The following is a 20,049-nucleotide window of genomic DNA, read 5'->3' on the forward strand; positions in this document are numbered from 1 at the left end:
GCAAACGACAGTTTGCTCTACATATGACGGAAACTAGGAAGACTGATATGCAGGCGCTACAGAACCTCGCCCCAGAACGTTTTGAGACCCGCGCCATCCTGAGGAGGCTTAACGCGACTAGTCGGGTACTGGCCGAGCTCAAGGGGGTTGCATCGTCTATTCCGCACCAAGGCATCCTGATCAATACCTTGGGTATGCAGGAGGCCAAGGACAGCTCTGCCATCGAAAATATCGTCACCACTTATGACGACTTGTTCCGAGATGATGCTTTCCCCGAGTCGGGTGACAACCTAGCGGCAAAAGAAGTACTGCGTTATCGGCAAGCGCTGCGTATCGGTTTTGCCAGTGTCTGCAAGACCGGCCTCCTGACTACCAACCAGATCATCGAGATCCAAGCCGAACTGGAGCGCAACAATGCCGGCTTGCGCTGCTTGCCGGGCACTACACTCAAGGATGGCCATGGCCGGGTCGTTTATACCCCGCCACAGTCGGCCTCCGAGGTGATCGAGTTGATGCGCGATCTGGAACAGTTCATCAACGATGACGAGAGCTTCGATGCCGACCCTTTGGTGAAGATGGCGCTGATTCATCACCAGTTCGAGAGTATCCACCCGTTTTACGACGGCAATGGCCGCGCCGGACGCATTGTAAATGTGCTTTACCTGCTCAAGTGTGGGCTGCTGGATATCCCAGTGCTCTACCTGAGCCGCTATATAGTGCGGCACAAGGCGGAGTACTACCGCTTGCTACAGGCGGTGCGGGAAGAGGACTGTTGGGAGGGCTGGGTGCTGTTTATGCTTGCAGCCATCGAGGAAACCGCGCGTCAGGCGATAGAAACTATTCAGGCCATCAAACAGGTGCTGATGGACTACAAGCACCGAATTCGAGACAAGCACAGGTTCTACAGCCAGGACCTGATCAACAACCTGTTTACCCACCCCTACACCAAGATCGAGTTCATCGTGCGTGACCTCAAAGTATCTCGGTTGACTGCCACCAAGTACCTAGATGCGCTGGCTGCCAGCGGTTTTGTCGAGAAACGCAAGGTGGGCCGCTGCAACTTCTATATCAACCTGGGACTCAACGCGATCTTGACCGGGGAGAACTTGCGTGATGATTGATACCAAGTCCTGCCTGGTGACTCCAGGGCAAAAGTTGGGCGCATGAATCTCGATCTGCAAACCTCCTCCTTCACCGGCCGCTCGCTGATCGAGGCCAGCGCCGGCACCGGCAAGACCTGGACCCTGACCGCGCTGTACGCGCGCCTGTTGCTGGAGAAGCAACTCAACGTCAGCCAGATTCTGGTGGTGACTTTTACCACCGCTGCCACCGCCGAGTTGCGCGAGCGTATCCGCAAACGCCTGGCCGAGTTGCTGGTGGTGTACGAACAGGGGCCAGGCGACGACGCCTTGCTCAATGCGCTGCACGCCCAGTACCCGGATGCCGCCAGCCACCGGCGTTTGCTGCTGGCAGTGCATGGCTTTGACGAAGCGGCGATTTTCACCATCCACGGCTTCTGTCAGCGCGCGTTGCAGGATGCCGCGTTTGAAGCGGGTGGCGACTTCGACAACGAGCTGACCTTTGATGACCGCGAAATTATCGACGCCCTGCTCGCCGACCTCTGGCGGCATGAACTGGCCAGCGCCGAGGCCGAATGGGCAGCGTTTCTGGTGCAGCAGAAAATCACTCCGCAGGTTCTGCGCCAGCGTTTGCGCAACCACCTGGGCAAACCCTACCTGCGCATCGAACCGCAACCCGGTACGCGCAGTGAGATGAGCGCCCTGCGCGCCGCCTGGCAGCAGGCGCAGCGTCTCTGGCAGGGCGAAAGTACGGCCTGGCTGGAGCAGCTGAAAGCCTTCGACGGCTTCAAAAGCAATATGTGCACCGCGGCCAAACTCAGCGTCTGGCAGGCCGAGCTGGACGGTTTTTTCAGCGACGCCGCCGCGCTGTTCAGCAAGACCGAAGCGCACTGCCGCCTGGCCCGCGAAGGCTTGAACAAGGCCAGCAAGAAGGGCTGCGAAGCGCCGGCCAATCCGCTGGCCGCCGCGCTGCAGGAACTCTGCGATGCCCTCGATGCTGCGCAACCCGAAGCCGAGCAACGCCTGATCGATCTTCAGGTACGCCTGATCCATCAGCTCAACGAACAACTGCCCGCGCGCAAGGCGGCGCAACGCTTGCTGGCCTTCGATGACCTGCTCAACAAGCTGCAGCAAGCGCTGCAGGGCGATGGCGGCGAACACCTGGCCAGCACCTTGCGCACGCAGTATCCGGTGGCGCTGATCGACGAGTTTCAGGACACCGATCCGGTGCAGTACCGGGTGTTTCACCGTATTTATCAGGACGCCGGCGACCTGTGTTTTGTCGGTGACCCCAAGCAGGCCATCTACGCCTTCCGTGGCGCGGATCTGGCGACTTACCTCAAGGCGCGCAGCGAAGCCGCGAGGCAATACAGCCTAGCCATCAACCACCGCTCCACGCCTGAGCTGATCGCGGCGCTGAATCAGCTGTTCGACCGGCCCATGCCCTTTGCCGAGAAGGGGCTGGCCTATCAGCAGGTCGGTGCCAGCAGCAAGGCGCGAGCAAAGTTGGTGTTGCCGAATGTTGAGGAGGAAACCGACGCGCCGCTGGCGTTGGTCTGGCTGGATAACGACTACCTGGGCAAGGGCGAAGCGGGGGTATTGGTGGCGCGCGACACCGCGCGGCGAATCGCGGCGGTGCTAAGCGCCAGCAGTCAGGGCCAAGCCTATTTTGAACAGAACGGTACTCGCATACCGCTCAAAGGTGGCGATATCGCCGTGCTGGTCGCCAGCCACCGCCAGGCTGGCGAAGTGGCTGCCGAGCTGGCCGCCCGTGGCGTGCCCAGCGTGCGCCGGGGTAAGGAAAACGTCTGGCACAGCGAAGAAGCGGATGAACTGTCCGCTGTGCTCGCGGCTTACGCCGAACCGGGCCGCGAGGGCGCATTGCGTTATGCCCTTGCCAGCCGTCTGCTGGGCCGTAGTGCCGCCGATCTGGCCGCCTGCAGTGAGGACGCTCAAGCCTGGGACCGCGAGCGCGAAGCCGCCGAACGCTACCACCAACTCTGGCAGCAACAAGGCTTTATGCGCGCCTTCCGCGCCTGGCTGGATGAGCAGCAGGTGGCCCAGCGCCTGCTGGCCCTGGTCGATGGCGAGCGCCGTCTGACTAACCTGCTGCACCTGGCCGAGTTGCTACAAACCGAAAGCCTGCAACGCCCGGGTCTGGAGCAATTGCTCGCCTGGTTCAACGCCCAACGCAGCGCCGAGGCCCATGGCGAAGACGCCCTGCTGCGTCTGGAAAGCGATGCCGAGCGGGTGCAGATCGTTACCATCCACACCTCCAAAGGCCTGGAATACCCGCTGGTATTCTGCCCCTACCTGTGGGACGGCGCGCTGCTGCGTCAGCACGAGGACATCACTTGTCACTCCGACGACGGCACGCCGCTGCTGGACCTCGGTAGCGAGCAGCTCGACACGCACCGCGAGCGCGCCCGTCATGAGCGCTTCGCCGAGAAACTGCGCCTGACCTACGTCGCCCTGACCCGCGCCCGCGATCGCCTGTGGCTGCACTGGGGGCCGGTGGACTGCAAACCGAAAAAGGACGGCACCCTTGGCGACAGCGGCCTGCACAGCAGCGCCTTGGCCTGGCTGCTGCACGGCCGCGCGTTGCCCGGTGAGGATGCTCTGGCCGAGCTCGCCGGCCATCTGCAAAGCCTTAGCCCGCAGGGTTTGCGTGCAGAAGTCGAACAGTTGATCGCTAGCAGCCAAGGCCAGATGGCCCTTCAACCGTTGCGTGAAAGCGAGGCCAACGCCGCCGGCGAACAACGCGCCCCGGCCCCGCAGCAACTCGCCACCTTGCAGCGCAGCCTGCACAGCGCCTGGCGCATCGGCAGCTTTTCGGGATTGGCGGCGGGTATGCACATGGAAGCCCCGGACCGCGACGGCCTGGTGCTGCCGGACGCCAGCGAGCCGGGCACGGGCTTTTTCGCCTTCCCCCGGGGTGCGCGGGCCGGTACTTGCCTGCACGCGATTCTGGAAGATTGGGCGCGGGGCAAGGCGTCGCTGGCTGAGCTGGTGGAGCCGGGGCTGAGCGGCCACGGCATTAGCAGCGACTGGAGCGCGGTGGCGCTGACGCAATTGCAGCAGGTGATCGACACCGATCTGGATGGCCAGGGTCTGACTCTCGCTGGTATTAATCCAAGCAGGCGTTTGCCCGAACTGGGCTTTACCTTCCCTCTGGCCGGGCTGGATGTGCAGCGTCTACGCGCGATTCTCTGCGACCCGGCCCATGGCCTGGCCGCACCGATGCGCGAGGCGGCGGCGCGGCTGGAATTCGACAGCCTCAAGGGCTTTCTCAAGGGCTTTATCGACCTGACCTTCGAGCACGATGGGCGCTGGTACATCGCCGACTACAAATCCAACTGGCTCGGCCCGGACGCCAGCTACTACGGCGGCGAACGCCTGCTGCAAGCCCTGGCCGCCGAGCATTACTACCTGCAATACCTGATCTACCTGGTGGCGCTGCGGCGCTTTCTGCGTCAGCGTCTGGACGATTTCCAGAATGAGCAACTGGGCGGCGCCTACTACCTGTTTCTGCGCGGCATGCCGAGTGCCGGGGTGTATTTCTCGCGACCCAGCGATGGCTTGCTCGATGCGCTGGATAACCTGTTTGCGGAGGGGCGCTGATGCTGTTGGGTGACCCGGCGGGGATGTGTTGCGTAGGGTGGATGACGCTGTTTTCATCCACCACGGCTAACGGTGGATGGATGAAGCGCCATCCACCCTACGGGAGTGGACTATGACGCTTGCTGATCTGCCCCTTGGCCCACTGGAGCGCGCCTTGGTCGATAGCCTGCAGCGCCTTGATCCGCAGGCGTCGCCGGTGGTGCTGGCTTCTGCGGCGCTGCTGTGTGTGGCCTTGGACAAAGGGGATGTCTGCCTGCCGCTGGCGCGATTGGCCGGGCAGCGGCCCTGGCCGGAGCATGAACTGCGCTTGCCGGCGCTCAGCGACTGGCAGGCGCAGTTGCAGGCATCGCCGTTGGTTGGCGCTGAGGGCGCTTTCACACCGCTGATCCTTGAGCACAGTCGCCTCTATCTCGCGCGCTACCAGGCCTACGAACGGCAGTTGGCCGAACAGCTGTTGCAGCGCGCCGCCGATTTACCCGAGGTGGATGAAGCCCAGCTCAGTGAAAGCCTGACTCGGCTATTCGCGTTCAACTCTTTATCACCGGCGGGGCAGCAGCAACCCGACTGGCAGCGCCTGGCTGCCGCGCAAGCGGTGCGGCGCAAGCTGGCGGTGATTTCCGGCGGTCCCGGCACGGGTAAAACCACTACTGTGGTGCGTCTGCTGGCGGCATTGCTGGAGCAGCCCGGCTGCGAACATCTGGCTATCGGCCTGGCCGCGCCGACGGGTAAAGCGGCGGCACGCATGGCCGAAGCGATCCGCAATGCCAAAGCTCAGCTGCCGGTCAGCGAGGCGATCAAAGCCGCGTTGCCGGATGAAGCGCGCACCCTGCATCGCCTGCTCGGCAGCCGCGGCGACAGCCCGCAGGTGCGCCATCACGCGGCCAACCTGCTGGCGCTGGACGTGCTGGTGGTGGACGAAGCGTCGATGGTCGATCTGGCCCTGATGGCCAAGCTGCTCGACGCCCTGCCGCCCACTGCGCGACTGATCCTGCTCGGCGACAAAGACCAGCTGTGCGCCGTGGAAGCCGGCGCGGTGTTCGCCGAACTCTGCGAAGGCCGTGGTTTTGATGCTCAGGCGGCGAATGAGCTGCAACGCTTAACCGGTCAGCAGGTGCCGGTCAGCCAGCCAAGCTCGCAACTCGGCGATGCGGTGGTGTTGCTGACCCACAGCCACCGCTTTGCCGGCGACAGCGGCATTGGCGAGCTGGCGCGGCGGATCAATGGCGGCGATGTCAGCGGCACGCTGAACCTGCTCAAGGAAGACCGCCATGACCTGGCCTGGAATGCCCAGCCAACGCCCAATGATCTGCTTGAGCGTCTGGATCAAGGCTATGGACCCTATATCAGCGCTGCAAAAAGCGCCGACCCAGCGGCGGCCTTCGCTGCATTCAATACCTTCCGCGCGCTCTGCGCCCAGCGTGAAGGGGCCTGGGGCGTGGCCGGGATCAACGAAGCCCTGGAGGCGCGGATCAAGAGCCGCAGCCAGGTCTCCGCGCGTGAACGCTGGTATGTCGGCCGGCCGATCATGGTGCGGCAGAACGACTACGCCCTCGGCCTGTTCAATGGCGATATCGGTATCTGCCTGCACAGCGAATACGGCCTGCGGGTGTTGTTTGAAGGTGAGGATGGCTACCGCCCCTTCGCCCCGGCGCGCCTGCCCAGCCACGACAGCGCCTTCGCCATGACCGTTCATAAAAGCCAGGGCTCGGAATTCAGCGAAGTGCTGCTGGTGCTGCCCGAACTGCCCAGCCCATTGCTCAGCCGCAGCCTGTTCTACACCGGCATCACCCGCGCCAAACACAAGGTAGAAATCTGGGCCCTGCCTGCGCGCGTGGGTGAAGCCGTAGCCACCCGAGCCGAGCGGGCGGCGGGGTTGGCTGAGCGATTGGAGATACCAATGTCTGAAAATGCTGCATCTGTGACAACGCAGGAACAGCTCGATCTTTTCTAGCCAGGAGTTTTTGATGAGCAACGGAATGTTCTGGTGCCGATTGTTGGCGCTCTGCCTGTGTGTGGTTTCACCTGCACTACTCGCTGTCGAAGGGCCGCAGGTCTACAGCGGGATGCTGGGCAAGATGGCGATAGTAGTGGAACTCGATCTACGCGACCCCGAGCAGGTCACTGGCCGCTACTTTTATCGCAAGCATCACCACGACTTGGCCCTGGAAGGCCGACTGCAAGGCCAGCAGCTCAGTCTGGTCGAAGGCCGAGACCAGTACGACGACGTTCCGCGTCCCGAACTGCGCTTGCAGGGGTGACAGGGCGAATGGGTCGGGCCCCAGGGCAAACGGCTGGCCGTTACGCTTACCCAGCCGACTATCGAGGAGCCGCCAGCGGGAGCCGAACCCTTCTGGTATCGCCTATACGACACATCACCCTACGAGTTCCTGCGTCTCAAGGAGTTGCCGCTAACGTCTGGCAAACGGCAGGAGTTTATGGGCCATGAGTTGCAGTGGTGGACGGAGCCCGTTTCGGGGCTGACGATGTTCGAAGTGCTGAGTGGTTATCCCCAGGCACAGCTGGATTCGATCAACCAGCAGTTGCGCGCACGCTTGCAAGCTGGGGGCGGGTGGTAGAGGGGGGGAGTTTCTGCAAACCGTGCAGCCGCGACTGCTGTCGGCGGATGTTGTAAGCCTGAGCATTTTTACCAGCTACGACTGCGGTGGAGCCCATCCGGATTTCGGTGATGCGCCGCTTACGCTGGATGTACGTAGCGGAAAACCGCTGGGTCTGGAGGATCTGCTCTGGGTCGGTGACGGCCCCGCTTTTCACTATCGCGAAACGCGAGAGCACAAGCCGGATGAAGACTCGGTGAACTTCGATGTGTTCTCCCAATACCGTAATCGGTACTTCGCACCCTGGTTGGTCGAGCAGTGGCGGCGGATCGTTCCGGAGATGTTGCCAGAGCCTGCAGACGACTTTGAATGCACCTATGCCGACCCGGACATGTGGGATTTTCCCAGTTGGTACCTCAATGAGGACGGTATTGTGTTCGACCCGATCTTCCCGCGTGTTGCACGTGCCTGTGAGGGCGCCGAGTGGTCGGTGCTGCCTTATGCGGTGGTCAAGAAGCATCCCGGTCGATTGCGCTTGGCATTGCCGGACTAAGGCGGGTATTGCACTGCGCGCATCATCGGCCTAGGATGCGCGCCTTCTCTCAACCGACAGCAAAGGAGGCACATCATGCAGCAACTGATTACCCTTTGCAGGTCGCGCCTGGCTTAACGCATTCCCCACCGCTGCACAGCGGTTTCTGCAACGCCCTGCTTCGACCTGCCAATCCAACTATTTTCGTTTCAACCCATCAGGATTGGACTATGGGCACTTGCATTCGCAATTTGTCCGACGGCATCGTTTTGATCGCCGCGGACGACACCTGGATCGAAGGAAAAGCGATCCAACAACTTGAAACCACCGCACGCCTGCCGGGCATGCAACGGGTCGCCGGGATGCCGGATCTGCACCCGGGGCGCGGTTATCCGGTCGGTGCGGCATTCTTTTCCGTGGGCCGCTTGTATCCGGCCTTGGTCGGCAACGACATCGGCTGCGGCATGGCGCTATGGCGCACCGATATTGGCGTGGCCAAGCTGAATCTGGACAAGCTGGAAAAGCGCCTCGGTAGCCTCGAAGGTTCCCTTGACGATGATTGGCAGGAGGCCATCGCGGCTTTCGGTCTGCCGCCGAGCGGTCATGAGCGTGCCCTCGGCACCATTGGCGGCGGCAATCACTTCGCCGAACTGCAGCAACTCGATCAGAGCTTCGACGATGAAGCGCTGGCGAACCTCGGTATCGACCGCAAGCAGCTGTTGTTACTGGTGCACAGCGGTTCGCGTGGGCTGGGCGAGGCGATTCTGCGCGAGCAGGTCGACTTGTTCGGTCATCAAGGGTTGGAGGCCGGCTCTGCGGCTTGCGCCCATTACCTGGGACGCCACGATGGCGCCTTGCGCTTCGTCGAGGCCAATCGGCAGCTGATCGCTCGGCGCATGCTCGAACGGCTGCACGCCGAGGGCGGACAGTTACTGGATATCAACCACAACCTGGTATCGCCGGCACATATTGCGGGTCAGGACGGCTGGCTGCACCGCAAGGGCGCCACGCCGTCCGATCAGGGTGTGCTGGTGATTCCTGGCTCTCGGGGCGATTACAGCTACCTGGTGCAGCCGCTGGCCGACGAGCGCAGCCTGTTGTCTCTGGCCCATGGCGCAGGGCGTAAATGGATGCGCAGTGACTGCAAGGAGCGCCTTGCTACGCGTTACAGCGCCAAGCAACTGGAGCGCACGGCGCTGGGCAGCCGGGTGATTTGTGCTGACCGGGCGCTGATCTACGAGGAAGCGCCAGAAGCCTACAAGGCCATCGACTCGGTGGTCGGTGCGCTGCGCGAGGCCGGTTTGCTGCGGGTTTTGGCACGGCTGAAGCCGGTACTGACCTACAAGACACGGGGAGGCTGCTGCTGATGATGATCCTTCTGCAATTGTCGGCGGCCCAAGGGCCGCAAGAATGCGCCTTGGCGGTGGCCAAAGCGCTCAAGTGTCTGCTGGGGGAAGCCATAGAGCTGGGCGTCGAGGTGCGGGTGCTGGAGGAGGAAGCCGGCGAACGTCAGGCAACTTTGCTTTCGGTCTTGCTGGCGCTGAGCGGTGAGGCAGCCGAGCAACTGGCGGATGCCTGGAGCGGTTCGCTGCAATGGGTCTGCGTCAGCCCTTATCGGCCGGCGCATCGGCGCAAGAACTGGTTCTTTGGCGGCGCGCGGTTCGCTGCGCCGCCGGCCCACCTGGAAAGCCAGATCCGTTTCGAAACCCTGCGCTCCTCCGGTCCCGGCGGCCAGCATGTCAACACCACGGACTCGGCAGTGCGCGCCACTCACGTGGCCAGTGGCATTAGCGTCAAGGTGCAGTCCGAACGCAGTCAGCACGCCAACAAGCGTCTGGCGTTGATGCTGATCGCTCAAAAGCTAAGTCAGCGTGCGGAGCAGGCACATGGCGACTTGAGGGCCGAACGGCGCCTGTTTCATCATCAGGTGGATAGGGGCAGCCCGGCACGGATTTTCCGTGGCTTGAGTTTTACATCCGAGTGATGCGAACGGTACTCGCTTAAAGCCCCGGCATTTGCTGTGCTGCTCGTTTGGGCAGTACAGCCACTACCTGTGCAAGATCAGCTCTTGGCGTCCAGGCACTGCTCTGGCCTAACTGGGCTAGCCATGACAAGTGTGTCGCCTACACTCAAGCGCTAACTCTCTGGAGTTATCACCTGCGCCGTCGTATCTGGAGCTAAGGTCAAGAACTTATGTGTGCGCGACTATTTGCCAGCCTGCTACTGGGCCTGCTGTGTTGTCATAGCGCGGTAAGCGAGGAACTGCGGCTGGTTACGGGGGACGACTACGCACCGTTTACCGGGGAAATGCTACCCGCTGGGGGCATGCTCACCCAGGTTGTTCAAGCGGTGCTGGCGCTGAGCGATATCGACAGCACACTGGACTGGCAGCCTTGGAATCGCGGCTATCTGAAAACTTTACGAGGCGAGTACGACGCCACATTTCCCTATGTGCCCACGCCTGAGCGAGAGAAAGAATACATCTACTCGGCACCATTACTGGTGGTTGAGCATCATATTTTCAGTCGTAGTAATGATCCCATCGAGGCCTTGGATCCTGAGCAGATTCGGGGGCGGAGCGAGTGCATACCGCTGGGTTGGCAACCCTCTGCTCTGCTCCAGGGATTTCTGGATCAGGGGGTTGTGCGACGTCACTCGCCGATAGGCATCAAGGAGTGTGCGAGGCTGGTATTGATTGGCCGTGATGATTTCTTTGTCGCTGATCGACGCCTCGGTGATACGGCATTGCAGTTGATTGGTGCCAACAATGGCCAGCTACAGCGCTCGGCCGAAATGATCAGTACTAGTTCTCTGCACCTGATCGTGCCGCACAATCACCCTCGCGGCTCGCTGATCATCGCGCAGTTCGATGCCGGCCTAGATCGTCTTATGGTCAGCGGTGCTTATCAGCAAGTTATAGAGGGGTATATAGAGTCTCGGGCGCTGGTGCAGAGCAGCCAGTAGCTCGGTGAACCGTCTTGTCGCTGCCCTCTGATGGGTCTTGGTTGGCTCGCGGTCCCTGGCGATGCCGTCACTCAGCCGGTTTCTTCAGCTTCGGATTAGGAAAAAACTGCACGACTTGCACCTTGGGATCCGCGGCCTTGGGTTTTAGCGCGCTGATATTGACCCGCGTCGGCAGTTCGCGCGGTACCGAGTTGCCGCGCTCGTCCAGGGTGTCGGCGTAGCCGCAGGCCACGCATTCGCGGTGCGGCACGTCGTCGACATTCCACATCTGGATCTTGTCCATTTCGCTGCACGCCGGGCAGACCGCCCCGGCGATAAAGCGTTTTGCGCTGACATTCACAGGTACATCTGTCATGCGGCCTCCTGGCTCAAGCCGAGGTGGCGCAGCAGGGCGTCGATGGAGGGTGGGCGGCCACGGAAGTCGACAAACAGCACCATCGGTTCCTGCGAACCGCCGCGAGCCAGGATCGCCTCACGGAAGGCGCGACCGGTGGCGCTGTTGAATACGCCTTCTTCCTCGAACTTGGAGAAGGCGTCGGCGCTCAGCACTTCGGCCCACTTGTAGCTGTAGTAACCGGCCGCGTAACCGCCGGCGAAGATGTGCGCGAAGCTGTTGGGGAAGCGGTTGTAGGCCGGCGGACGCAGCACCGAGACTTCCTGGCGGATGCCTTCGAGGACGTCCAGCACGCTGCGGCCGTCACCGTGGGTGGCGTGCAGTTCGAAGTCGAACAGGCTGAATTCGATCTGCCGCACCATCATCAAGCCGGACTGGAAGTTCTTCGCCGCCAGCATCTTGTCCAGCAGATCCTGCGGTAGCGGTTCGCCGCTCTCGTAGTGGGCGGAAATCAGCGCCAGGCCCTCGGGCTCCCAGCACCAGTTCTCCATAAACTGGCTGGGCAGCTCGACCGCATCCCAGGCCACGCCATTGATACCGGACGCCCCGGCGTGTTCGACGCGGGTCAGCAGGTGGTGCAGGCCGTGGCCGAATTCATGGAACAGAGTGGTGACTTCATCGTGAGTCAACAGCGCCGGCTTGCCGGGGGCGGCTGGGGTGAAGTTGCACACCAGATTGGCCACTGGGCTGATCTGCTGACCGGAAGCGTCGCGGCGTTTGTCCCGCGCGCCGTCCATCCAGGCGCCGCCGCGCTTGTTGGCGCGGGCGTAGAGGTCGAAGAAGAAGCGTCCGACGTGCGCGCCGTTCTCCTTGATTTCGAACAGGCGTACATCCGGGTGCCAGGTGTCGAAACCGCTCAATTCCTCGATCTGGATGCCGTAAAGCTTTTCGACGATGGCGAACAGGCCGCTGAGCACTTTGTCGATGGGGAAGTAGGCGCGCAGGATCTCCTGGGAAATGCTGTAGCGCTGCTCGCGCAGTTTCTCGCTGTAGTAGCCGACATCCCAGCTTTGCAGATCGCTGCAGCCCTGTTCCGCGGCGAAGGCTTGCAGCTCGCGTAGGTCCTGCTCGGCAAACGGTTTGCCACGCGTGCCGAGATCACGCAGGAAGTGCAGCACCTGATCGGTGGTCTCGGCCATCTTGCTGGCCAGGCTCAGTTCGGCGTAATTGGCAAAACCCAACAGCTTGGCCAGCTCCTGACGCAGGGTGAGGATTTCCAGCATCACCGGGCCGTTGTCGTGCTTGCCGGCATTCGGCCCCTGATCGGAGGCGCGGGTGCAGTAGGCGGCATACAGCTCTTCGCGCAGCGCGCGGTCGTTGGCGTAGGTCATTACCGCGAAATAGCTGGGGAACTCCAGGCTGATCAACCAGCCATCCAGACCCTTGGCCTCGGCGGCTTGTTTCATCTGCGCCTTGGCCGAATCGGTCAGGCCATCCAGCGCGGCTTCGTCGGTGACATGCTTGGTCCAGGCCTGGGTGGCATCCAGCAGCTGGTTGGAGAATTTGCTGGCCAGCTCGGAGAGCTTCATCTGAATCTCGCCGTAGCGCTTCTGCTGCTCGTCCGGCAGGTCGATACCGGACAGGCGGAAATCACGCAGGGCGTGTTCGAGGATGGTCTTCTGCGCCACGTCGAAGCCGGCGGCTGCAGGGCTCTCGGCCAGCGCCTGATAGGCTTGAAACAGCGGCTGGTTCTGGCCGATTTCGGTCCAGTATTCGGACAGCTTGGGCAGGCAGGCCTCGTAGGCGGCGCGAAGCTCGGGGCTGTTGCACACCGCATTCAGGTGGCTAACCGGGCTCCAGGCCTGGCCCAGGCGTGCGCCCAGCTCATCAAGCGCCAGCACCAGGCTATCCCAGCTCGGTGTGCCAGACTGTTGTTCAAGCAGCCGGCTCATGGCCGCGCGGTTATCGGCAAGAATGCTGTCCACCGCCGACTCGACATGCTCCGGACGAATGGCGGCATAAGACGGCAGATCGAAAGCTTGCAGCAGTGGGTTGTTGGCAGTCACGACAGGTCACCTGTAACGGAATGGGGTTGCAGCTGTGACCCCGGTGGGCGCAAAAGGCTCCCAGGGACAGGCTTGAGTGGACACCGCCGTCGAGATAACAGCGCGCATGTCCTGAACATGGGTGCCATCTTAATTACAATCAAGGTCTGACGCAGCCTAAGAGGTTTCTATCGTGGCGATTCGTACTTATCAACAGTTCACCCCCTTGCTCGGCCCGCGGGCCTTTGTCGATGCCTCGGCCGTGGTTCTCGGCGATGTGGAAATCGGCGCGGATAGCTCGATCTGGCCGCTGGTGGTGATCCGTGGCGACATGCACAGCATTCGCATTGGCGAGCGCAGCAGCATCCAGGATGGCAGCGTGCTGCACATCACCCATGCAGGCCCCTTCAACCCGCGCGGCTACCCGCTGAATATTGGCGACGATGTGACCATCGGCCATAACGTCACCCTGCACGGCTGCAACATCGGCAATCGGGTGCTGATCGGCATGGGCAGCATCATCATGGATGGCGTGGTAATCGATGACGAAGTGATGCTCGGCGCCGGTAGCCTGGTGCCGCCGGGCAGCCATCTGCAAAGCGGCTATCTGTACGTTGGCAGCCCGGCCAAGCAAGCGCGTGAGCTGAGTGAGAAGGAGCGCAGTTACTTCCGCTACAGCGCCGACAACTACGTACGGCTGAAGGATCAGCATCTGATGGAAGGTTACGGCAGCTGATGACTCAACCGGCTTTGCATTACTCGAACATCCTGTTTGACCTTGATGGCACCCTGACCGACCCGCGTGAAGGGATTACCCGCTCGGTGCAGCATGCGCTGGCCAAGCTGGGCATCGATGAGCCTGATCTGCGGGCGCTTGAGCACTATATCGGCCCGCCGCTGCTGCAGTGCTTTATGCAGACCTACCAGTTCGACGAGGTGACGGCCTGGCAGGCGGTGAACCATTACCGCGAGCGATTCCGTGAAGTGGGTCTGTATGAGAATCAGCTGTTCGACGGCGTGGGCGAGTTGCTGCAGCTGCTGCAGCTGCTGCAGAGCCAGCAGCGCACGCTGTATGTCGCCACCAGCAAACCGACGGTGTTTGCCGAGCAGATTGCCCGGCACTTTGGCTTTGCTCAGCACTTCAAGGTGATTTACGGCAGCGAGCTGGACGGCACGCGCACTGACAAGGTCGAGCTGATCGCCCATCTGCTGGAAAGAGAACAGCTTGCGCCAGAGGCGACGCTGATGATCGGTGATCGCAAGCACGACCTGATCGGCGCCCGGCGCAATGGCCTGGATGCGGCAGCGGTGGGCTATGGCTTTGGCAGCCTGGCCGAATTGCAGGCCGAGGCGCCGACCTATCACTTCCACAGCCTGGCCGAGTTGCATCAGGCGTTTGTGGGGTAGTTGGATGCCTGCTGCGCTCGACACGCGTAGGTTGGGGCGGGCGGCGCTCCGCTGAGCTCGGCGAAGCCCAACAAAGCTGGGCGGATAGCCTTAGGCTGACGTCTGATCAGCCGTTTTTCTGGTAGATGATCTTCTTGGTGCCGCCGTCGCAGCTGCCGACCACCATATTGGGGTCCTGTGCGTCTTCGTTGGGCACGATTTCCAGGGTGTAGCTGGCAACACCGGCGGCCTGGATTTTCACTTCAATCTCCGCGCGCAGCTCTTCGCAGGGCTTGGGCGCGGCCAATAGGCTGGTGCTGAACAGACCAAGCAGCACGGCCAGGGTGAATTTGTTCATTGCATCGCTCCTTTTGCGTGCACAGAAACTACTTATGTTGGAGTGGGGCTCGGTACCTAAGTTCTAAGAGCCCGGAGATAAGTCGGCCAGCGCCTGATGCCGTTCGCGTTCGGACAGCTTGCCGAGGGCGGCGACGCGCTGATAAAAGCGCGGCCAGTCGCGCTCAACCTGCTCGAACAGTGCGGCAAAAGCCGGCACCCATTGATCATAGAGGCCAAACGGCAACAGCTTGGCGTTGTTGATCGGTGCGTTGATCCAGTCGTCGTAACGGCCTTTGCCACCCCACTCGCGGGTGCTGAGCGCATGGTATTCGGCGCGCAGGCGGCTGATCTCAGCCTGCTTGCGGCTGCGCATCTGCGTGGGCGACAGGTCACTGGCGTAGAGCTGCTGCAGGCGTGTTCGGCTGGCCAGCACCAGGGTGATAAATTGCTCGCGCTGCTGTTCGCCCTGCGGATCGTTAGGCAGCAGCCCCTGTTTGATGCGCCATTGGCGCAGGCCTTCACGCTCGACAAAGCTGGCGAAGGATTCGTTGAACGCGGTGTCATCCGCCACATACAACTGCTGGTGCGCCAGCTCGTGGAAAATCACCGCCACCAGGCGTTCATCGCTCCAGCGCAGCATGGTGTTGAGAATCGGGTCATCGAACCAGCCCAGGGTGGAATAGGCCTCGACACCGCCCATATAGGTATCCAGGCCCTGCTGTTTCAGCAGTGCTGCCGAGCCGCGCGCGCGGCTCTGGTTGTAGAAACCGCGATAGGCCACGCAACCGGCGATGGGAAAACAGTGCAGTTCAGGCGATAGGGAAAATTCCGCGGTGGCAAACACATTCCACACCACAAACGGCCGTTGAATATCGGCGTACAGGCGATAGCTGTCATTGTCAGGCAGGCTCAGCTTGGCGCTGGCGAAATCCCGCGCCTGTTGCGCGAGTGCCAGGCGTTGCTTGAGTTCGGGGGCGGCAGTCGGGTTCTCCAGCAGCTCGGCAATCGGCTCGCGCGCCTGCAGCAGGTGCAGTTGCCCGCCGGCCAGGTGGCTGTAGTAATCCAGGGTGCTGCAACCGCTCAGCAGCAGCGCAGCGACCAGCGGAACCCAGCGCCAGAGCAGAGCGTCGAACATGAATCAGTACCCGTGAGTAAACAGGCTGTCACGCTAGCGCATCGGCGCTGCTGCCTCCACCACGGGATCGGCGTAGGCTAGGGTCTGTTGCGATTTATGGAGGTGCCCCATGCGTTATCTGGCTTTGCTTGGCGCTGTGCTGGTGCTCAGCGCCTGCGCCTCGGCCGTGCCTGATCCTGATCCGAGTCAGGCCTGGGTGGAGCTGCGCAGTAATGCCGGCACCGTGTTGATGGCCGATCGGCTTGATGGCCAGCGCCTCAACGATGGTCGTTACTTCCAGGTGCCGGCCGGTGCCCATGAACTGCAGGCGCGCTTTCAGTTCGAGGTGAACAGCGGTGGTGGCCTGGATGGCGCCTATGAGCCGCGTCAGGTGACTTGCGAGATTCGCGTGCGGCATGACAACTTCGTGGCCGGCCAGCGCTACCGGCTGGAGGCCAGGCCCATGCAGATGAAGGCGCAGGCCTGGTTCTATGATGAGCAGCGCAATGTGCTGGCGCGCGGCCAGGTGTTGCGCTGCGGCACGTTTTGATGGCCCTGGTTAGCCGCGTAATTGTGCCAGCAGCTCGAAGGCATGCAGGCGGTCGGCAAAGTCGTATAGGTCGCAGGTGAAGATCAGTTCATCGGCACCGGTCTGTTCCAGCAGTACTTCCAGGCGCGCGCGCACCTTGTCCGGGCCGCCAATCATCGCCATGCCGAGGAAGCTGCTGACGGCCTCTTTCTCGTGCGGCAGCCACAGGCCCTGCATGCTGGTCACCGGCGGTTTCTGCACCAGGCTTTGGCCGCGAATCAGCGCGAGGATGCGCTGGTAAGCCGAGGTGGCCAGGTATTCGGCCTGTTCATCGCTGTCGGCGGCAATCAGCGGTACGCCGAGCATCACGTAGGGCTTGTCGAGCACCGCCGAGGGTTTGAAGTGGTTGCGGTAGACGCGAATCGCTTCATGCATATAGCGCGGCGCGAAGTGCGAGGCGAAGGCGTAGGGCAGGCCCTTTTCGCCCGCCAGTTGAGCGCTGAACAGGCTGGAGCCGAGTAGCCAGATCGGCACGTTGGTATCGCTGCCGGGCATGGCGATCACCCGTTGATCCGGCGTGCGTGGGCCGAGATAGCGCTGCAGCTCCTCGACATCCATCGGGAAGTCATCGGCGTTGCCAATCCGGTCGCGACGCAGTGCCTGGGCGGTGAAGTGATCGGCCCCCGGCGCGCGCCCCAGGCCCAGCTCAATGCGCCCAGGATATAGCGTGGCCAGGGTGCCGAACTGCTCGGCAATCACCAGCGGTGCATGGTTAGGGATGGTCTGAAAAAGACTTCCTGATTTTGGCAAAATATCCGCACTCCACCCGCCGAGTTTTCCGATGAAGCAGATGACCTTCGCCGACGCCGAGTATGCCGGCAAGCGCAAGCAGACCCGCAAAGAATTGTTCCTGATCGAGATGGATCGGGTAGTGCCATGGAAAGGGTTGATCGCTTTGATCGAGCCGCATTATCCAAAGGGTGAAGGCGGCCGACCGTCCTATCCGCTGATGGCGATGCTGCGAGTGCATCTGATGCAAAACTGGTTCGGTTACAGCGATCCGGCGATGGAAGAGGCGCTGTACGAGACCACCATCCTACGCCAGTTTGCCGGGCTGACTCTGGAGCGCATTCCTGACGAAACCACCATCCTCAACTTCCGCCGCTTGCTGGAAAAACACGAACTGGCTGCCGGCATCCTGGCCGTGATCAATGGCTACCTGGGTGACCGTGGTTTGTCGCTGCGCCAAGGCACCATCGTCGATGCCACGCTGATCAACGCGCCGAGTTCAACCAAGAACAAGAACGGTAAGCGTGACCCTGAGATGCACTCAACCAAGAAAGGCAATCAGTATTACTTCGGCATGAAGGCGCACATCGGGGTGGATGACGAGTCTGGCTTGGTGCACAGCGTGGTGGGTACTGCCGCCAACGTGGCGGATGTCACCCAGGTCGATAAGCTGCTGCACGGCGAGGAAAACATGGTGGGGGCCGATGCCGGATATACCGGTGTCGAGAAGCGCCCCGAGCATGAGGGCCGTCAAGTGATCTGGCAGGTTGCAGCACGGCGTAGCACTTACAAGAAACTCGGTAAGCGCAGCGCGCTGTACAAAGCCAAGCGCAAAATCGAGAAGGCCAAGGCCCAAGTGCGAGCCAAGGTCGAGCATCCGTTTCGGGTGATCAAGCGTCAGTTCGGTTATGTGAAGACGCGCTTCCGTGGCCTGGTCAAAAACACGGCGCAACTGGTGACTTTATTCGCGCTGTCAAATCTGTGGATGGCGCGCCGACATTTACTGACGAATGCAGGAGAGGTGCGCCCGTAATGCTGGAAATGGCTGCCGCGAGGTGCTCGCGGCGGCTAAAAACACAGAAATGAGCCGGTAATCTGATCGTTTTTGATCGATTTATCACTTTCGAAATCAGCAGAGGCTGACGTCAGCCAGAAATGCATGGCTACTTCAGAGGATCCTTAGGCAGCATCACCCCGCCGGAGCCCAGGCGAATCTTCGACGTGCCGGCGGCCAGATAACCGAGCAACACGGCGGTGGCCGAGCTGGCGATGCCATCCATATTGTGGTGCTCGGCCACCCAGAAACGCTCGAAGCCCAGGCGCTCGACATGCTGCGCCAGCGCCAGTGAGTTGTGCAGGGCCTGGGCGGCGTTGCCGTCATCGCGAATCGGGGCGAGATCCAGGGTGGAGAATTTACTCTGTGCGAGTGCGCTCATCGGGCTGCCTGTGGGTTATCCGTATGTTCAGGCGCAACAAGGCGCCAATACCTGAGTTAGATAGTGGGGTTTGTTCTACGGATTCCAAGGGGTAGGTGCTTCTGTGGCGATAACCGGGCCGTGCGCAGGCGACGGCCCGTGGTGTGGGTCAGCTACTGCTCAGGCGGAAACCGATTTTCAGGGTGACCTGATAGTGGCCGACCTTGCCATCAACGATATGCCCGCGGGTTTCTACCACCTCGAACCAGTCCATATTGCGTACCGACTTGGCGCATTCGGTCAGGGCACTTTCGATGGCGTCCTCGATACTGACTTTCGAGGAACCGACGATTTCGATTTTCTTGTAGGTGTGATGATCAGACATGGGCGTTCTCCACAGGTTGATGATTCAACGCTAGTTGAGTCGCCAAGGTTCTGCCTGCGGTCGCTTCAACCTTGCAGTTCGTGACGTAACCACTCGGCCAGTAGTTGCGCACGTTTATCCAGGCGCCGCGCTGGCACCCACAGGGCCAGGCGTGCCGAGGTTTCGACAAAACCCCAGGGCGCGACCAGGCGACCGCCGGCCAGGTCGTCGGCCACCAGTTGCTGCGGCGCGATGGCGACGCCCAGGCCGGCGGCCGCGGCTTCCAGCAGGTAATACAGATGCTCGAAACCCTGGCCGAGCTTTAGCGCGCCGGCATCCAAGGCATTGCTGGCGGCCCAGCTGGGCCAGGCTTGCGGGCGTGAGTTGGTATGCAGCAGCGGCTCGCCCAGCAGCGCCGCAGCGGGTGCCTGATGCAATGCGGCGAAGTGTGCATAACGCGGGCTAAGCACCGGGCCGATACGCTCCACAGTCAATTCATAGACCTGCATATCCGCTGGCCACGGCGGTTCGGCGAACCACAGGGTGGCATCTACCCCGCTGCGCCGTGGGTCCAGGTCGCCTTCGCTGGCGGACAGTTGCAGGCGCAGTTCCGGCAGCTCGCGGTTAAGCCGGTCCAGACGCGGGATAAACCAGCGCGCCAGCAGACTGCCCGGGCAGGCCAGCACAAACGGCGCATCGGCCTGACCCTGCTGCAGCTCGGCACAGGTGCTGCGCAGGCGGTTGAACAGTTCGGCGCTGACATCGCGCAGGCGAATGCCGAAATCTGTGAGTTTAAGGCCACGACCTTCCTTGCTGAACAAGGCCACACCCAGGTGTTCCTCCAGGGCCCGAACTTGTCGACTGACCGCACCATGGGTGACATGCAGTTCATTGGCGGCCTGGCTGATACTGTTCAGCCGCGCGGCCGCTTCGAAGGCGCGCAATGCGTTAAGCGGTGGAAGGTCTTGGCTCATATGTGAGTT

The 20,049-nt window shown here is 61.8% G+C and carries 18 protein-coding genes and 2 pseudogenes; 12 read left to right on the forward strand and 8 right to left on the reverse strand.

Annotated elements, in window-relative coordinates; genetic code table 11:
• Nucleotides 1–47: 47 nt before the first annotated feature.
• The 8 genes from BLW24_RS08360 to BLW24_RS08390 all read left to right on the forward strand — a co-directional run bounded on the left by BLW24_RS08360 (nucleotide 48) and on the right by BLW24_RS08390 (nucleotide 10,751).
• Nucleotides 48–1,121, forward strand: coding sequence for a Fic family protein (locus BLW24_RS08360; RefSeq protein ID WP_090379083.1), 1,074 nt, complete (start codon nucleotides 48–50; stop codon nucleotides 1,119–1,121).
• 42 nt (nucleotides 1,122–1,163) lie between these two features.
• Nucleotides 1,164–4,700: an exodeoxyribonuclease V subunit beta gene (recB, locus tag BLW24_RS08365; RefSeq protein WP_090379087.1), complete on the forward strand. Its 3,537-nt coding sequence runs from the start codon at nucleotides 1,164–1,166 to the stop codon at nucleotides 4,698–4,700.
• Nucleotides 4,701–4,812: 112 nt separating this feature from the next.
• On the forward strand, nucleotides 4,813–6,651 hold the full coding sequence (gene recD, locus BLW24_RS08370) for an exodeoxyribonuclease V subunit alpha (RefSeq protein ID WP_090379090.1): 1,839 nt from the start codon (nucleotides 4,813–4,815) through the stop codon (nucleotides 6,649–6,651).
• 13 nt (nucleotides 6,652–6,664) lie between these two features.
• A complete protein-coding gene (locus BLW24_RS26440) occupies nucleotides 6,665–6,958 on the forward strand; it encodes a hypothetical protein (protein ID WP_244161117.1) in 294 nt (97 codons plus the stop codon).
• 340 nt (nucleotides 6,959–7,298) lie between these two features.
• Entirely contained in the window at nucleotides 7,299–7,808 is a 510-nt protein-coding gene (locus tag BLW24_RS26445) for a hypothetical protein (RefSeq protein WP_244161118.1), read from the forward strand.
• A 209-nt stretch (nucleotides 7,809–8,017) separates the two neighbouring features.
• Nucleotides 8,018–9,154: an RNA ligase RtcB family protein gene (locus BLW24_RS08380; RefSeq protein ID WP_090379093.1), complete on the forward strand. Its 1,137-nt coding sequence runs from the start codon at nucleotides 8,018–8,020 to the stop codon at nucleotides 9,152–9,154.
• Complete coding sequence (gene prfH, locus BLW24_RS08385; RefSeq protein ID WP_244161119.1) at nucleotides 9,154–9,771, forward strand: peptide chain release factor H; 618 nt, start codon at nucleotides 9,154–9,156, stop codon at nucleotides 9,769–9,771. The genes BLW24_RS08380 and prfH overlap by 1 nt, the downstream gene beginning before the upstream one ends.
• Before the next feature lie 209 nt (nucleotides 9,772–9,980).
• The gene (locus BLW24_RS08390) at nucleotides 9,981–10,751 is read left to right on the forward strand and encodes a substrate-binding periplasmic protein (RefSeq protein WP_090379097.1); all 771 of its coding nucleotides are present in this window, start codon (nucleotides 9,981–9,983) and stop codon (nucleotides 10,749–10,751) included.
• 67 nt (nucleotides 10,752–10,818) lie between these two features.
• On the opposite strand, the gene BLW24_RS08395 is transcribed toward BLW24_RS08390, so the two are convergent.
• Together BLW24_RS08395 and prlC are read right to left on the reverse strand one after the other, a co-directional pair.
• On the reverse strand, nucleotides 10,819–11,106 hold the full coding sequence (locus BLW24_RS08395) for a YheV family putative zinc ribbon protein (protein ID WP_090379101.1): 288 nt from the start codon (nucleotides 11,104–11,106) through the stop codon (nucleotides 10,819–10,821).
• Nucleotides 11,103–13,151, reverse strand: coding sequence for an oligopeptidase A (prlC, locus tag BLW24_RS08400; RefSeq protein WP_090379103.1), 2,049 nt, complete (start codon nucleotides 13,149–13,151; stop codon nucleotides 11,103–11,105). The genes BLW24_RS08395 and prlC overlap by 4 nt, the downstream gene beginning before the upstream one ends.
• A 172-nt stretch (nucleotides 13,152–13,323) precedes the next feature.
• On the opposite strand from prlC, the gene BLW24_RS08405 reads away from it, so the two are divergent.
• Nucleotides 13,324–13,866 carry a gamma carbonic anhydrase family protein gene (locus tag BLW24_RS08405; protein WP_090379106.1) on the forward strand — a complete coding sequence of 181 codons (543 nt, stop codon included), beginning with the start codon at nucleotides 13,324–13,326 and terminating at the stop codon, nucleotides 13,864–13,866.
• Nucleotides 13,867–13,880: 14 nt separating this feature from the next.
• Nucleotides 13,881–14,537 (forward strand): HAD family hydrolase, encoded by a 657-nt coding sequence (locus tag BLW24_RS08410; protein ID WP_090387669.1) that lies wholly within the window; start codon nucleotides 13,881–13,883, stop codon nucleotides 14,535–14,537.
• Nucleotides 14,538–14,643: 106 nt separating this feature from the next.
• Here the strand turns inward: BLW24_RS08410 and BLW24_RS08415 are convergent, their stop codons facing one another.
• Nucleotides 14,644–14,874, reverse strand: a complete 231-nt coding sequence (locus tag BLW24_RS08415; protein ID WP_090379109.1) for a DUF1161 domain-containing protein — start codon at nucleotides 14,872–14,874, stop codon at nucleotides 14,644–14,646.
• 63 nt (nucleotides 14,875–14,937) lie between these two features.
• Nucleotides 14,938–15,990, reverse strand: a complete 1,053-nt coding sequence (locus BLW24_RS08420; RefSeq protein WP_090379112.1) for an aminopeptidase — start codon at nucleotides 15,988–15,990, stop codon at nucleotides 14,938–14,940.
• Between the two features lie 109 nt (nucleotides 15,991–16,099).
• On the opposite strand from BLW24_RS08420, the gene BLW24_RS08425 reads away from it, so the two are divergent.
• Complete coding sequence (locus tag BLW24_RS08425) at nucleotides 16,100–16,519, forward strand: PA0061/PA0062 family lipoprotein (protein WP_090379115.1); 420 nt, start codon at nucleotides 16,100–16,102, stop codon at nucleotides 16,517–16,519.
• 9 nt (nucleotides 16,520–16,528) lie between these two features.
• Here BLW24_RS08425 and BLW24_RS08430 read toward each other — a convergent pair.
• Nucleotides 16,529–17,278 (reverse strand): annotated as a pseudogene (locus BLW24_RS08430) (LLM class flavin-dependent oxidoreductase); the annotation flags it as partial.
• A 61-nt stretch (nucleotides 17,279–17,339) separates the two neighbouring features.
• Between BLW24_RS08430 and BLW24_RS08435 the strand changes: the two are divergent.
• A complete protein-coding gene (locus tag BLW24_RS08435) occupies nucleotides 17,340–18,320 on the forward strand; it encodes an IS5 family transposase (protein WP_090375326.1) in 981 nt (326 codons plus the stop codon).
• Nucleotides 18,321–18,468: 148 nt separating this feature from the next.
• On the opposite strand, the pseudogene BLW24_RS08440 reads toward BLW24_RS08435, so the two are convergent.
• From BLW24_RS08440 to BLW24_RS08450, 3 genes and pseudogenes are all read right to left on the reverse strand, one after another.
• Nucleotides 18,469–18,723 (reverse strand): annotated as a pseudogene (locus tag BLW24_RS08440) (LLM class flavin-dependent oxidoreductase); the annotation flags it as partial.
• Between the two features lie 148 nt (nucleotides 18,724–18,871).
• Nucleotides 18,872–19,087, reverse strand: a complete 216-nt coding sequence (locus BLW24_RS08445; RefSeq protein ID WP_090379118.1) for a dodecin — start codon at nucleotides 19,085–19,087, stop codon at nucleotides 18,872–18,874.
• A 65-nt stretch (nucleotides 19,088–19,152) separates the two neighbouring features.
• Complete coding sequence (locus BLW24_RS08450; RefSeq protein WP_090379121.1) at nucleotides 19,153–20,040, reverse strand: LysR family transcriptional regulator; 888 nt, start codon at nucleotides 20,038–20,040, stop codon at nucleotides 19,153–19,155.
• Nucleotides 20,041–20,049 lie beyond the last annotated feature (9 nt).

Origin of the sequence: Pseudomonas anguilliseptica, assembly GCF_900105355.1 — a bacterium.
Lineage (GTDB): Bacteria > Pseudomonadota > Gammaproteobacteria > Pseudomonadales > Pseudomonadaceae > Aquipseudomonas > Aquipseudomonas anguilliseptica.

Excerpts from the sequence above, each read along its gene's own strand:
- BLW24_RS08390 (WP_090379097.1), top strand. The coding sequence starts at position 9,981 with ATGTGTGCGCGACTATTTGCCAGCCTGCTACTGGGCCTGCTGTGTTGT.
- BLW24_RS08445 (WP_090379118.1), bottom strand. The coding sequence starts at position 19,087 with ATGTCTGATCATCACACCTACAAGAAAATCGAAATCGTCGGTTCCTCG.
- BLW24_RS08435 (WP_090375326.1), top strand. The coding sequence starts at position 17,340 with ATGAAGCAGATGACCTTCGCCGACGCCGAGTATGCCGGCAAGCGCAAG.
- recB (WP_090379087.1), top strand. The coding sequence starts at position 1,164 with ATGAATCTCGATCTGCAAACCTCCTCCTTCACCGGCCGCTCGCTGATC.
- BLW24_RS08380 (WP_090379093.1), top strand. The coding sequence starts at position 8,018 with ATGGGCACTTGCATTCGCAATTTGTCCGACGGCATCGTTTTGATCGCC.
- BLW24_RS26440 (WP_244161117.1), top strand. The coding sequence starts at position 6,665 with ATGAGCAACGGAATGTTCTGGTGCCGATTGTTGGCGCTCTGCCTGTGT.
- BLW24_RS08420 (WP_090379112.1), bottom strand. The coding sequence starts at position 15,990 with ATGTTCGACGCTCTGCTCTGGCGCTGGGTTCCGCTGGTCGCTGCGCTG.
- BLW24_RS08425 (WP_090379115.1), top strand. The coding sequence starts at position 16,100 with ATGCGTTATCTGGCTTTGCTTGGCGCTGTGCTGGTGCTCAGCGCCTGC.
- prfH (WP_244161119.1), top strand. The coding sequence starts at position 9,154 with ATGATGATCCTTCTGCAATTGTCGGCGGCCCAAGGGCCGCAAGAATGC.
- BLW24_RS08395 (WP_090379101.1), bottom strand. The coding sequence starts at position 11,106 with ATGACAGATGTACCTGTGAATGTCAGCGCAAAACGCTTTATCGCCGGG.
- recD (WP_090379090.1), top strand. The coding sequence starts at position 4,813 with ATGACGCTTGCTGATCTGCCCCTTGGCCCACTGGAGCGCGCCTTGGTC.
- BLW24_RS08360 (WP_090379083.1), top strand. The coding sequence starts at position 48 with ATGCAGGCGCTACAGAACCTCGCCCCAGAACGTTTTGAGACCCGCGCC.
- BLW24_RS08415 (WP_090379109.1), bottom strand. The coding sequence starts at position 14,874 with ATGAACAAATTCACCCTGGCCGTGCTGCTTGGTCTGTTCAGCACCAGC.
- BLW24_RS08450 (WP_090379121.1), bottom strand. The coding sequence starts at position 20,040 with ATGAGCCAAGACCTTCCACCGCTTAACGCATTGCGCGCCTTCGAAGCG.